At 71.9% G+C, this 13163-nt stretch carries 12 protein-coding genes; 7 read left to right on the top strand and 5 right to left on the bottom strand.

What is annotated here, in order from left to right; genetic code table 11:
- Positions 1-49 precede the first annotated feature (49 nt).
- The 3 genes from G6O68_RS19920 to G6O68_RS19910 form a co-directional block, all read right to left on the bottom strand.
- Positions 50-475, bottom strand: coding sequence for a hypothetical protein (locus G6O68_RS19920; protein ID WP_165250400.1), 426 nt, complete (start codon positions 473-475; stop codon positions 50-52).
- 55 nt (positions 476-530) lie between these two features.
- Positions 531-1400 carry a lipase family protein gene (locus G6O68_RS19915; RefSeq protein ID WP_206108158.1) on the bottom strand — a complete coding sequence of 290 codons (870 nt, stop codon included), beginning with the start codon at positions 1398-1400 and terminating at the stop codon, positions 531-533.
- A gap of 66 nt (positions 1401-1466) precedes the next feature.
- Positions 1467-2126, bottom strand: a complete 660-nt coding sequence (locus G6O68_RS19910) for a hypothetical protein (RefSeq protein ID WP_165250399.1) — start codon at positions 2124-2126, stop codon at positions 1467-1469.
- Between the two features lie 251 nt (positions 2127-2377).
- Here G6O68_RS19910 and G6O68_RS19905 point away from each other — a divergent pair, with 251 nt between their 5' ends.
- Positions 2378-4444 carry a prolyl oligopeptidase family serine peptidase gene (locus tag G6O68_RS19905; RefSeq protein WP_165250398.1) on the top strand — a complete coding sequence of 689 codons (2067 nt, stop codon included), beginning with the start codon at positions 2378-2380 and terminating at the stop codon, positions 4442-4444.
- Positions 4445-4708: 264 nt separating this feature from the next.
- Positions 4709-5317 (top strand): hypothetical protein, encoded by a 609-nt coding sequence (locus G6O68_RS19900; RefSeq protein WP_165250397.1) that lies wholly within the window; start codon positions 4709-4711, stop codon positions 5315-5317.
- Between the two features lie 18 nt (positions 5318-5335).
- On the opposite strand, the gene G6O68_RS19895 is transcribed toward G6O68_RS19900, so the two are convergent.
- Together G6O68_RS19895 and G6O68_RS19890 are read right to left on the bottom strand one after the other, a co-directional pair.
- The gene (locus G6O68_RS19895) at positions 5336-6076 is read right to left on the bottom strand and encodes a hypothetical protein (RefSeq protein ID WP_165250396.1); all 741 of its coding nucleotides are present in this window, start codon (positions 6074-6076) and stop codon (positions 5336-5338) included.
- Positions 6051-7397 carry an AAA family ATPase gene (locus G6O68_RS19890; RefSeq protein ID WP_165250395.1) on the bottom strand — a complete coding sequence of 449 codons (1347 nt, stop codon included), beginning with the start codon at positions 7395-7397 and terminating at the stop codon, positions 6051-6053. The genes G6O68_RS19895 and G6O68_RS19890 overlap by 26 nt, the downstream gene beginning before the upstream one ends.
- Positions 7398-7576: 179 nt before the next feature.
- Between G6O68_RS19890 and G6O68_RS19885 the strand changes: the two genes are divergently transcribed.
- The 5 genes from G6O68_RS19885 to G6O68_RS32430 form a co-directional block, all read left to right on the top strand.
- Positions 7577-9865: an alpha-amylase family protein gene (locus G6O68_RS19885; protein ID WP_206108157.1), complete on the top strand. Its 2289-nt coding sequence runs from the start codon at positions 7577-7579 to the stop codon at positions 9863-9865.
- Positions 9866-10110: 245 nt separating this feature from the next.
- Positions 10111-10800 carry a hypothetical protein gene (locus tag G6O68_RS19880; RefSeq protein WP_165250394.1) on the top strand — a complete coding sequence of 230 codons (690 nt, stop codon included), beginning with the start codon at positions 10111-10113 and terminating at the stop codon, positions 10798-10800.
- A 546-nt stretch (positions 10801-11346) separates the two neighbouring features.
- Positions 11347-12087 (top strand): DUF429 domain-containing protein, encoded by a 741-nt coding sequence (locus G6O68_RS19875; RefSeq protein WP_165250393.1) that lies wholly within the window; start codon positions 11347-11349, stop codon positions 12085-12087.
- Positions 12088-12434: 347 nt separating this feature from the next.
- Complete coding sequence (locus G6O68_RS19870) at positions 12435-12818, top strand: hypothetical protein (protein WP_165250392.1); 384 nt, start codon at positions 12435-12437, stop codon at positions 12816-12818.
- 121 nt (positions 12819-12939) lie between these two features.
- A partial coding sequence (locus G6O68_RS32430; protein WP_206108156.1) for a hypothetical protein occupies positions 12940-13163 on the top strand: 224 nt, incomplete at its 3' end.

Below are 13163 nucleotides of genomic sequence, written 5' to 3'. Positions count from 1 at the left end.
AATCCAGTGCAAGAACCATGCCGGCGCATCCAAGGCGGCGAAGGGCGGGTCAGCCCATGTCGCGGTGGACGCCCCAATAGCCCCGCGTGAACGGCTCGAACCGCAAGGCGTCCTCGGCCGAGATCCCGAACCGTCCCATCAGGTCGAGGTAGGCGGCCTCCGCCCGTCCGATTTCCTTCACCTCGATCGGCCCGAACGCCTCGCCCGCACGCACGCCGAGGCCGTAGACGAAGTCGACGTCGCCGCCCCAGCAGCTGTAGGTGAGGTCCAGCCAGCCCTCGGCCGCATCCAGCCCGAGGCGACGGGCGAGCGCGCGGACGCGCCCCGGCGCGGGGGTGCGGCCGATCCACTCCGGCAGCAGCACGCCGACGCCGACGAAGGGCGAGGCCACGTCGCGCCAGACCGCGTCCGGCGGGGGATCCGCCGGTTTCGGGACGGCGGGGCGGGCGAAGAATCCCGCGAATTGATAGGGCATGCCTGGTCTCTCCCTCGGTCGAGCCCTCGCGACGTTCGACCTCGCGCCTTCGCCCTCAGGCCGTCTCGTCGGCCCGCTTGCGGATGCGGTCGAGGTAGCGGTCGATGAAATGGGCGGCGATCCGGCCCTGGACGGCGGCCCAGACCTCGTCGGCCAGGCTGGCGCTGAGGACCGCGTCGGCGGCGGCGCCGGCCTTCTGCTTGAGGGCGTCGAGCGCGGAGCCGGCGGCGGCCGCGTCGGCGAGCGAGACCTCGGTGGGGCAGTGGACGTAGGTGTTGGTCAGCAGGCTGACCGAGGGGAGCAGCGGCACCGGGTCTTCCAGGTTGACGTACCGCGAGATCTTCTTCGCGAACTGCTTCTCGAACGCCGCGGCGGCCGCCTCGTTGCCGATCATCGGCGCGCCGAAGGTGACGACCTCGTCGACCGTCAGGAAGTTGCGCTCGAACCGCCAGGCGGCCAGCAGTGCGAGCGCCCCGCCGAGGCTGTGGCCGGTCACCCAGAGCGGCCGCTCGGCCCGGCGCAGCTCCTCGTCCACGGCCGCGTACAGGGGGGTCCAGATCTCGTCGAGCGCCCCCATGAACCCCCGGTGGAACCGCGCCCCCACCCCCGCCGCCACGAAGTCGGTGCCGATCCGGCCCTCGGGGAGGATCAGGTAGTTGTTCGCGTTCGTCAGCAGCCAATCCTTGAAGCCGTCGAGGCTCGTCGGGCACTCCGACCCCCGGAACGCCACCAGGACCACCTCGGGGCTCTGCGCCACATACACCTGGGTGTTGTCGGCGGCGATCAGGCGGGCTTCCAGGCCGAGATTCTCGCGGAAGCCCTGCGCGGCCTGGGGCTCGGCCAGGTAGGCCAGCGAGCAGGCCTCGCCCAGCAGGAGGGCGTTCCGGGGGCTGCCGTGCTGCGAGACGTCGAGCTTGGTGGACACGATTGCGACCCCCCCGAAGAGACAGACCCCGTCGCCCGATCGTCGCGGTGCGGAGGCGGGCGGCTGTTATTGCATCGCGCGCCGGCCCGGCTGCGCGTCCCGCCACGCCTCCACCGTCTCACGATCGACGGCCGTGCCCGTCAAGTCAAGCCGCCGCAGCGACTCCTTGTTCAGGAGCGTCGCCCGGAACCCGGCGTCGGTGATCTTCGTCCCCTTGAGCCGCAGGCTCGCCAGGGCGGGGAGGTCGGCCAGGGCCTTCAGCCCCTCGTCGCCGACCTGCGTTTCGTTCAGGTCCAGCTCGCGGAGCCGGTCGAAGCCCTTCAGGTTCCGAAGGGTGGCGTCGGTGACGTCGGGGTTGGCCATCTGGAGCACCACGGCGTCGGACTTCGACCCCAGGATCGCGTAGTCCTCGCGGTCCCAGCCGGTCAGCGTGAGGTGGCGCTCGCCGTCGACGATCCGCTCGTACGGGCCCAGGTCCACCGGGACGTACCGGGTGTAGAGCGGCGGGAAGGCCGTGAGCCCCACCCCCGCCGCCAGCACGGCCGCCGGAGCCCAGGCCGCCCCCCCCTTCGCCAGCGCGTACGCCGGGGCCAGGGGCGGGAACAGCAGGACCGCCACCCCCCAGGCCGTGCGGTCGCGGAACGCCTTGACGGTCAGCCAGAGCCAGCCGACGACCATCAGGGCCAGCCCCGCCAGCATGATGTAGACGCCGTATTGCTCGACCATAAGCGAAGCGGACCCCCGACGGAACCAGGAAGCCGCGATCGCCCGGACGCTCGCGGAACGGACCCATCCTAGCATCTACGCCGGCCATTGCGAGCCGGAGTCGGCGACCGCCCCGACGCCCTGGTGACGGGGCCGGGCGCTCCCCGTATGATCGGGGGCGGGACGGTCGCGGCCCTCCGCCGGGCCGGGCGAACCTCGATGACCCCCGGGCCGGATCGACGCGCCTCGATCCGGGGAAGGACGAACCGCCGATGCCGCGCCTCCTCTCCGTCGCCGCATTCTGCCTCGCGATCGCGCTCGCCGCGGCCCCCCCGTCGCGGGCCCAGGGCCCGGGCGAGAAGCTCCGGCCGATCCCCCCGCCCGGCGTCGCCCTGCCCGACGCCGACCGCGACGAGCTGCGGGCCGGGGCCGACGCCCTGGGCCGGCGGATCGACGCCCTCCGCGAGTCGCTCAAGGACCGGCCGAAGCTCCTCGCCCTCCTCCCCGACGTCGAGATCTTCCGCGAGGCCGTCGGCTCGGCCCTGCGGCACGGCGAGTTCTTCGACCTGAAGGAGGTCGGCTGGGCCCGCGAACTGCTACAGCAAGGCGCCGACCGCGCCGGGGCCCTGGAGCGAGGCGAGGCCCCCTGGGACGCGGCCACCGGCCTGGTCGTCCGCGGCTACGTCTCGAAGATCGACGGCTCGGTCCAGCCCTACGGCCTGGTGGTGCCCGAGTCGTACCGCGACGGCTCGCCGCACCGGTCCCGGCTCGACGTCTGGTGCCACGGCCGGGGCGAGACCCTGAGCGAGCTGAACTTCCTGCGCCAGCGGATGACGTCCGTCGGCGAGTTCGCGCCGGCCGACGCCTTCGTGCTGCACCCCTACGGCCGGTTCTGCAACGCCAACAAGTTCGCCGGCGAGGTCGACCTGTTCGAGGCCCTCGACGACGTGAAGGCCCACTACCCCATCGACGAGGACCGCCTGATCCTGCGCGGGTTCTCGATGGGGGGCGCGGCCGCCTGGCAGTTCGCGACCCACTTCCCCGGCGTCTGGGCGGCGGCGGCCCCCGGCGCGGGGTTCTCGGAATCGGCCGACTTCCTGGGGATCTTCCGCCCGGGCGCGCCGCCCCCCCCGCCCTGGTACGAGCAGGCCCTCTGGCGGCTCTACGACAGCACCGGCTACGCCGCCAACCTGTTCAACGTGCCGACCGTCGCCTACAGCGGCGAGAAGGACGGCCAGAAGCAGGCCGCCGACTTCATGGCCCGCGCGCTGGCCGACGAGGGGATCGACCTGGTGCACGTCATCGGCGTCGGGGCCGGCCACAAGTACACGCCCGAGGCGAAGGCCGAGATCGACCGCCGCCTCGACGCGATCGCCCGCGTCGGCCGCGACCCCCTGCCCGACCGGGTCCTCTTCACGACCTTCACGCTCCGCTACGACCGCTCCGCCTGGGTCCGGCTCGACGCCCTGGGGCGGCACTGGGAGCAGGCGAGCGTCGAGGCCGAGCTGTACGCCTTCCACGAGGGGGGCGTCATGCTCCCCGGCGAGATCGGCCCCGAGCTGCAGACCCGGAACGTCGCCGCGCTGACCCTGTCGCTACCCCCCGGCCGCTGCCCGTTCGACGTCCGCAAGCCGGTCCGGGTCCGGATCGACGGCGACGAGGTCGCGGCCCCCAGGCCCCTCTCCGACCGCTCGTGGACCGCGAGCTTCCGCCGGGCCGACGGCCACTGGACCCTCGCCGGCCAGGAGGAGGACGGCGGCCTCGCCAAGCGTCACGGGCTCCAGGGGCCGATCGACGACGCCTTCTACGACTCCTTCCTGATGGTCCGCCCCACCGGCCCGGCTCGGAACGAACAGGTCGGCGCCTGGGCGCAGGCCGAGCTTTCCCTCGCCCTCGACCGCTGGCGGAAGCAGTTCCGCGGCCGGGCCCCGGTGAAGGACGACCGGGACGTGACCGAGGCCGACGTCGCCTCGTCCAACCTGATCCTCTGGGGCGATCCGGGGAGCAACGCCGTGCTGGCGAAGGTCCTGGACGGGCTCCCCGTGAAGTGGACCGCCGACCGCGTCGAGATCGCCGGCGAATCTCACGACGCGAAAACGCACGCGCCGATCCTGATCTTCCCCAACCCGCTCAACCCGGCGCGCTACGTCGTCCTCAACAGCGGCTTCACCTACCGCGAGTTCGACGACCTCAACAACGCCCGCCAGACCCCCAAGCTCCCCGACTTCGCCGTCGTCGACGTGACCGCCCCCACCACCCAGCGCGAGCCCCGCAAGATCGTCCAGGCCGGCTTCTTCGACGAATCCTGGATCCCCCGCGCCGAGGACCCCCGGCCCTGACGCTCTGAGGTAAGGCGGCCGGATGAGGGGGAAGACGAGCAGGGAATGCGACGGAGAAACGGGCGGCCCGACCGTCGCGAATCGTCCTTCCCCCCTGAGGGAAGGTGGCCGAAGGCCGGATGAGGGGGGCGGTTCGGAAAGCCGTCGCTCATTCGTGAAGTCCGCCTTGATGGTCCCCCTCATCCGGCCCTCCGGGCCACCTTCCCCCACCGGGGGGGAAGGGAAGACGAGCAGACCCGCGACGCCCCACCCAGGAGGCCTGCCATGAAGCCCCGCCCGCGTCGCCTCGCCCCCCTCCTCATCCTCGCGGCCCTCGCCTCGCCGGTGGCCGGCCCGCTCCTCGCGACCGAGGAGCCCGCGAGCAAGCAAGCCCCGAAGAAGAAGGCCGACCCGGCGGCCGACCTCGCCCGGATCAAGGCCCTGCTGCGCGACGTCGGGGACGCCCCCCGCGACGAGAAGGTCGCGATCCTGGCGCGGCTCGACGGGCTGGGCGGCCGATCGGATGCGGCCCGCGACTTCCTCGCCGAGTTCGCCCGCGACGGCGGCCCCGAGGCCTCTCGCGAAGCCCGCTTCTTCGCCGCCGCCGTCGTCGCGGGCTTCGGCAAGCCGACCCGCATCGGCCCCAACAGCCTGGGCCCGGGCACCTCGCTGGAGTGGTACATCGACCTCCAGCGGGGCACGCCCATCTCGGGCCCGCGCCGCCTGAAGCTCGACCCGGCCCTGAAGGACCTGAAGGTCGAGGTCGCCCGCAACGCGAAGGACGACCTGCACTTCCAGGAGATCCTCTGGACGATCCTCGACCGCTACCGCCTGGACTTCAAGCTCGACGCCGACGACACCTTCGTCATCGTCCCCATGCCGCCGGGAACCTGAGCCCGCCTCGATTTCCGCCTACGATCCGCAAGGCTCCCGGAGAAACCGGCATTCGGCCTCCAGCGCCTCGCGCTCGGCGGCGAGGGTCGCGGCCCAGTCGGGGAGGCTCGCGGCGAGGGCCTCGCGGATCAATTCCATCCCCTCGGTCCCGGCGGCGAAGATCGCGCCGCCGAGGCCCATCACGCGGACGGCCATCAGGTGGGGCCTCCGATCCTCTCCCTCGACCGGGCGGAGCATCTCGACGACGAGCGAGCGGTCCCCGTCGACCTCGGCCACGTATATCTCGCAATCATCGGGCGCGGGCGAACGCTCCCAGCGGAGCCGCCCGCGGACGCTGGCGTCGCGGATCGCGACGGCGTAGTCCCGCCAGGATGCGGAGACGGTCGGGGGCTCGGCCATGGTCGGCTCCGGGGCTTCGAGGAGAGTTTGGAATTCGGGATCGACCATCCGGCGGACGTGCTCGCGCCAGCCGGGCTTCGATGTGGCGAGCAGGCGGAGGGCCGGGTCCATCGCCTCGGTCCCCCAGGTCGAGGCGACGGCGACGGCGTCGGACGCGACCACGACGGCCTGGCGGTCGAGCGTGGTCCCGTCCACGCCGTACCACCAGATCCAGCGGAACTCGTACCGGCGACCGTCGGCGACGGCCCGGCAGACGAACACATCGTCGGCGGGCCCTTGCGGGTCCCATCGCACGCGGCCGGCCTCGGCGGCGCGGGCCAGCAGGCGGACGAACTCAAGCCGGGGCGTTCGCTCGTTCATGCGACGGGTGCTCGATCGGGGCCGGGTCGGGCGCGGGGGATTCGAAGTCCGCCTCGTGCGCCGCGGCCTCGGGGGAGGAGCGGTGGCGGAGGAGGTGCTCCTGGACGGCGGCCATGCAGACCTCCCCCTCGGGGACCTGCTCGGCGAAGAGTTCGGCGAGGGCTTCGAGGCGGTCGTCGGCCAGGCCGCAGCCGCGGTAGAACCACAGGTAGAGGCGGCGGGCCTGGCCCCGCGTGGCGTTGCCGAGCGTCACCTTCTTGTCGACGCGGCCGGGGCGCACCAGCGCCGGGTCGAGCCGCTCCGGGTGGTTCGTGGTCAGGAACAGGATCCGGCCCTCGCGCGAGCTGACGCCGTCGAGCGCGTTGAGCAGGCCGCTGAGGGTCACGCCGGTCTGGTCGCCGGTCGTCCGCTCGGTCTTGAACGCGCAGTCGACGTCCTCGATCAGCAGGATCGTCGCCGGCGGCAGGGCGTCGACCATGGCGCGCAGCGAGTCGTCCGAGAGAATCCGGTTGCTCAGGCTGAGGACCGCGACCGACAGGTTTAGCTCTCCCGCCGCCGCCAGCACGAGGGTCGTCTTGCCGTTGCCCGGCGGCCCGTGCAGCAGGTATCCCCGGCGATACGGCACCCCACGCTCGACGTACCAGGTGCGCGACCGGGCGAACTCCCTCAGGTCGTCCAGCACGTCCTCCAGCACGCCCTCGCCCAGCACCAGCGACGCCAGGGGCCGCCGGGGCTGCCACGACGTGGCCTCCCACGACTCATAGCGGCTGGTGAGGATGCTCACCCCCGGCGACTTCGGGCAGGCCAGCGCGCGGGCCTCTTCCAGCAGGTCTTCCAGCAGGGCCCGCGACCCGCCCAGGACCATCAGCGAGAGCGTCTCCTGGAAGGTCCGGGCGCCGCCGGCCTGGAGGTCGCGACGGTCCCGGTTCAGGATCACCGGCCGGTTCTGGTACATCATCCAGTGGACGCCGGGCGCGGGCGAGAGCAGGAACTTCACCCGCGACGCCCCGCCCCGCGTGGTCGACTCGTCGTCGTCGAACGAGACGGCGGCCTCCGCCTCGGCGTCGGGGTCGGCCGGCACCCAGGTCGTCGCCAGGCTCAGGTCGCGCGCCCTCCCCGCGTACGGCTGCGAGGCCAGCCAGACCTGCAGCCAGCGGAAGGCCGGGTCGCGGTCCGGCACCTCGACCGCGATCGAGAACCAGCGCTGGACGAACTCCCAGATCCGCGCCGGCAGGTTCCGCAGCATCGCCGCCGCGGCCCCGACGAGCATCAGCCAGATCCCGCCCGAGAAGAACGGGTTCTGATTCAACGATTCGAACATGTTTCGCCCCGGTCCCCTCGTCCTCTCCCTCGCGGTCCGTCGCCCGCCGATGCCATCAGTCACCGGGGATTGTACTCGGGTTCGCACGATTTCCAACCCGACCGGCCGCCCGCCGTGGTAACCTGCCCGGTCCCGCGTCCGTCGCCGACTCCGCGTCCGTCCCCGAGGAGGATCGCACGATGAAGGCCCGTCCGCCGCGATCGCTGGCGTCGTTGGTCCTGGCCTGGGCGTTCGTCGCCCCGGCCGGGGCGCAGGAGGGGATCTGGGGCGACCCGCTGCCGAAGGCCCCGTTCGACGTCGAGCCGTTCCGGCCGATCGTCCCGCCGCGATGGGTCCGCGAGACGACGGGCGTCGGCTACACCCTGTCCGGCATGGACTCGAAGGGCCGGGCCGAGGCCGCCGCCCACGGCGTGACGATCAGCGAGCTGGGCTTCGTCGACCCGTTCTACGCCTACTACGACAGCAAGCTCCTCAAACGCCGAAGCCCCCACGTCCCGCCCGACCGGCTGGAGAAGGACCTGGCCGAGTACAAGATGCTGGGCGTCCGCGTGCTGGCCGTCTACCCCCCTTGCCTCCAGGGCGAGGTCTACGAGGCCCACCCCGAGTGGCGGCGGATCGACCGCAACACGACCGAGATCCCGTCGGTCGACCTCAAGCAGAACCCCTACGGCGGCATGCTCTGCCTGCAGGGACCCTACGGCGACTTCTTCATCGAGGTCCTCGCCGAGATCCTGACCCTGTTCCCGGACGTCGACGCCTTCAGCTTCGACGGCCTCCACGACGGCGGCGTCTGCTACTGCAAGGAATGCCGGGACGCCTACCGCCGCGACGCCGGCGCCGAGATCCCCGACGCGAACCTCGACGACCCCGCCTTCCGCCGCTATCGCCACTGGGCCGACCGCCGCATGGAAAGCCTGATCCGCCGCATGCAGACGCGGCTCAAGGGGATCAAGCCCGACGCGGCCCTCGTCACCTGGACCACCAACGCCGGCCGCTGGGGGCACTTCCTCAGCGTCCCGCGCAACATGCCCTCGCGGATGAACCTGCTGCTCGACGCCCCCGACCAGGAGTTCTGGCTCGACGAGACCAACCGCGGCGCGACCATCGCCCCGGCCCTCGCCAACGCGTACATCTGGGCGACGACGAACCACCGCGTCGCCTTCAGCGAGCCCTACCTGATGAGCCACGGCAACCCCTACGGCAAGGACTCGTTCCCGCCCCACGAGATCTCGCGCCGGATGATGCTCGCCCTGACCTACGGCGCCGCCCCCAGCCTGGCCGTCTCGCAGCCGGGGCCGCTCCAGCAGGACGCCTACGCCTGCCTCGACGAGGTCCGCCGGCGCAGGCCCTGGCTGGTCGACAAGTCGCCCGAGCCCTGGGCGGCGATCGTCCTGAGCGACGACTCCCGCAACTTCTACGGCCGCTCGCCGGGGCTGGTCGAGGAGCGCTCGATGGCCGCCGTCCTGGGCGCCTTCCGCGCGCTGGCCGAGACCCACCGGCCGTTCGCGATCCTCAACGACTGGAACCTGAACCCGGCCGACCTGGCGAAGTACAAGGTCCTGATCCTCCCCAACGTCGCCTGCCTGGACGACGCCCAGGCCGCGGCCGTCGACGGCTTCGTCCGGAGCGGCGGGGGGCTGGTCGCCAGCCTCGACGCCTCGCTGTTCGACGAGTACGGCGACCCCCGCGAGCGCCTCGCCCTGGCCGACGTCCTCGGCGTCGAGCACCGGGGCGTCCTCGACGCGAAGGGGGGCGAACCGACGGCGCTCGACGTCAACTTCGCGAAGGCCGTCGGCCCCGAGTACTGGGAGAGGCGTAAGGGAGTCTTCGACTTCCGCCCCGCCCCCGGCTCGTTCCTGGACGCACCGGTCCTGGTCCGGCTGCTGGCCGATCGCCCCGTGACGTTCAAGGGCCCGGCCGTGAGGGTCGAGGTGACGGACCCGGCCGCGCAGGTCGCCGGCCTGATCCGCCCGAAGGACGCCCCGGACGCCCCCGAGACCCCGGCGGTCGTCGCCCGGGCGCACGGCCGGGGGCGGGTCGTCTACCTCGCCGCCGGGTTCGACGCCGCGTACTACCTCTACGCCTACCCCTACCAGCGCCTGCTGCTGCAGGCCGCCGTGGACCACGTCGCCCCCGCGCCGCCGCCGGTGGCCGTGGAGGCCCCGATGTGCGTCCACGCGACCGTCATGCGCCAGTCTCACGGCGGGTCCGACCGCCTGATCGTCCACCTCTTCAACGACCTGAACACCACCGCCCACCACGCGAAGCCCGACGACGACGTCCCCTTGCGCGAGGAGGTCGTCCCCATCCGCGACGTCCGCGTCGCCTTCGCCCCCGGCTACCGCCTCGCCCGCGTCCGCCAGGAGCCCGAGGGGCTCGACCTGCCCCTGGACGGCTCCGCCGTCCTCGTCCCCCGCGTCGACGTCCACACCATGGTCGTCGCCGAGCTGGAGCCGGCCGCCCCCTGAGGGCGACGCCCCGGACCTCCGAGCCCGGCCCCGAAATCGGCCCGGCGCAAGCCCGCGAAACGGGCGCATTCGCCGGATGGTCCATCCTGAAGGGAACTCCTTGGGCAGATCCTGGGTCGAAGGAAAGGGCGGGTCGTCCGGCGGGTTTCGCCCCCCTGGCACCTCGCCGCCGGCACCGCGGGGGCGACGACCACTCGACCCGAAGCCCCGGCGGACGTCCCGTCGACCCGGAGTTGGAGGACATCATGCCGACGCCTCGCCCCATCCCGGCCTTGTTGGCCGTCACCATCGCTCTCGCCCTCGCCGCCCCGACCCGATCCCGGGCCGACTCCTGGTCGCCCCCGAAGACTTTCCAGGTCGATTCGAAGGAGGGCCGCCACCGCCTGACGGTGGAGCCCGCGAACGGGAACCCGTTCATCCAGCTGTTTCAAAACCATCCGGACGAGGCCTCCCGCCCGAAGGCGAGGGGGAAGCTTGAGGAGAAGACCGAGGCCGGAGAGTTCCGGATCGTCTGGGAACGCCCGCTGACCAACGACGTTTCCCCGACGTCCGCCCTGGTCGCCGACGATGGATCGGTCGTGACGCTGGACAACTGGCATTCGATGGGGTACGGCTCGAACGTCGTCGTCGTGTACGACCGCGACGGCAAGCTCGTCCGCTCGATGGGCCTGGAGGACTTCCTCGCCCCGGAGGTGGTGAAGGGCCTGCCCCATTCCGTCAGCTCGATCTGGTGGGGCCGCGGCCACCACTTGGACGAGAAGCAGGAGACGCTGATCCTGAACATCGGCAACTCCCTCTCATCAAGTGGCGACGACGAGGCGGCCCCCGCGAAGTCGATCCGCGTGAGGCTCAAGACGGGCGAGATCGTCGACGAGCAGGGAAGGGCCGAGCCCGCGACGAAGAAGGCCCCCTCTTCCCGGTCCAAGGGGCGTTGAGGAGACCCCCCCGGCGGCCCGCCTCGGCCGCGGGCCGGCCCTCGGTTCGCAGATCTCCCGGGGGCGGGGCGCGACGGGCCGAGGCCGTCGGCCGGACGACACTCCAGGGAGGCGCCGACTCCGATCCTGGCCGTGAACGATCGGGGGCCCTTGCGGGTCCGCGTCGACGAGAAGACGATGCCGAAGCTCCTGCACCCCAGGACGCCATCGTCCGGGTGACGCGGTCGTGCATCTGCGGGTCGGGCCTGCACCTCGACAGAACTCCCAGAACCGGACCCGCGAGCGTTGGCTCGCAGTATGCCGACGCATCGAGGAGATGGAGCGCCGAGACCGATGGATTTGGGGCCGGTCCTTCCAAGCGGCCCGGCCCAGGGAGCCCGACCGCGCCAGGCGGCTGGTCGCCTACTGAAGCCGATTCTCGTCAAGTACGAACGCGCCCCCCGTTATCCCTGGCTCGCCGTCGGGCCCGACCCGCCCCGGCCGGAATGAAGTCGAAGCGATAACTATCCCCTTGTCCACCATGACGCCGCCCCGAACAATGACGGGATGACGACGACGGAGCGGAAGATCCGGGCCCTGGCCGCGTCGAAGGCCCCGGCCTGCGTGGGGATCGACCTGGCGGGGGTGGAGCATCGCGAGACCGGCGTGGCGGTGCTGCGCGAGGGACGGCTGGAGCTGCTGACCTCGGCGTCGACCGATGCCGAGATCCTCCGGCTGGCGGCGCTCGCGGGGCGGCGCGGGACGGTGGCCGTCAACGCGCCGCTGACCCGGCCGCTGGGGCGGTGCTGCCTGGACGACGACTGCCCATGTCGCCGGGATCCGGGCACGCGGAGCCGCCAGCTCGAACGCGAGCTGGCCCGAATGCGGGTGCCGACGCTCGCGACGGCCCTCATCAAGGTGCTCGCCCGCCGTGGCGAGCGGATCGCCGCCGCCCTCCGCGAATCGGGCTGCACGCCGCTGGAAGTCTACCCCTTCGCCACCCTCAAGCTGCTGGGCCTCCCCTGGCGCGGCAAGCGCACGGCCGAGGGCCGGCGCGATATCCACCGGGCCCTCCGCCCGCTCGTCCCTGGCTTGCGACGCCCCGACGCCTCGGAGCACCAGCTCGACGCCGTCGTCTGCGCCCTGACCGCCCAGCTCCACCGGCTGAAGCTCACCCGCACCGTCGGGCTCCCCGGCGAGGGCCTCATGACGATCCCCGACCTCGACCGCCTGATCCTCGAATACCACCCCGCCCCTTCCGGCCGAGGCGTGCAGGCCGTCTGGAAACGTCGGCGGCGGCCCCGCTGAAAGAACCTGGGCGGCCGAAAAGCCTCGGCCGAAGCCAGCACGAGGGCGGCACCCCACTTCAGGGCGTGCCGGGCCGATCAACGCGGTATGATCCGTGCTGAGCGGATGCCCGTGCCTGTCGATCGGATGATTCTCGGAGAGAGTCGTGTTCGAGCCCAAAGACTCCGGTTGGCCTCGGATCAGATCGATCATCCGGGCGACGGACCGCATGGTCTCCAACCCCGAGGGCAGCTCTCACCATAGCGCACATGCGGACCGCGAAGCCGCGCCGGGCTTGGTCCTGTTCGAGAAGGAGCCGGCCGATGAAGCGGACCGGGCCATCCTCGACTTCGCGGCGGAGCACTGTCATGCGTTCGCCCTGGTCGGAGGGACCAGCTCCATTTCGAACAGCCGCCCGGGAACTGGCCCGACGGCTCCAGCCTTGGCTCTGCTACGAACGCCATGCCCACGAATGGCCCGGGACCAAGCTCCTGGGCGGCAAGGCTCGAGTCCGCTGCTACACGATCACGAAGGCGTCGATCGAGATCGTTGCCAAGGCCGACAAGCTCTACGCCTGGATCTCCCCGAATCTCCCGGAGCATCTCGCGTTATACCGCAGGGACGGGATGGGCTGGCTGGCCTCCACCTCCCACGAGGGTGAGGGCTGGCTCGATCTGGGGACCTTCGGGCCGGATACCTCCAGGAACTTGCTGCGAGTCCTGGCCGAACACCGGGTCATCTCGGTTCCATAAGCCCGTAGTTTCGGGACGATCGGCGTCGCAACTCTCGGCGGAGGCTCCGTCCGATGGCCTAGGACCGCTGAGCGGATCGGCAGGGAATCGCGGCTCCTCGCCGGAGAGACGAGGACGGCGGATGGTACGCGACCTGCCGATCGCGGACGACCTCGAACTGAGCCCGATGTCCACGGTCGACCATCCGGCCTACGACAACAGATGCGGGGGCTTCGCCTGCGGCGAGCTCCGCGAGATGGTCGTGCGGAGCGGTGTCCGTGCGCGAGAGCGGGAGGAACCCACGGAGCGTCTCGACCGGCGATCGTCCTTCAAGGGAAGGAGGCCCCGGGAAAACCCCAGAGGGCA

It is taken from the genome of Paludisphaera soli, assembly GCF_011064595.1.
In the GTDB taxonomy this organism is placed as follows: Bacteria; Planctomycetota; Planctomycetia; order Isosphaerales; family Isosphaeraceae; genus Paludisphaera; species Paludisphaera soli.
The sequence above is the reverse complement of the archived record's forward strand: the minus strand, read 5'-3'. Positions and strand labels throughout refer to the sequence as shown.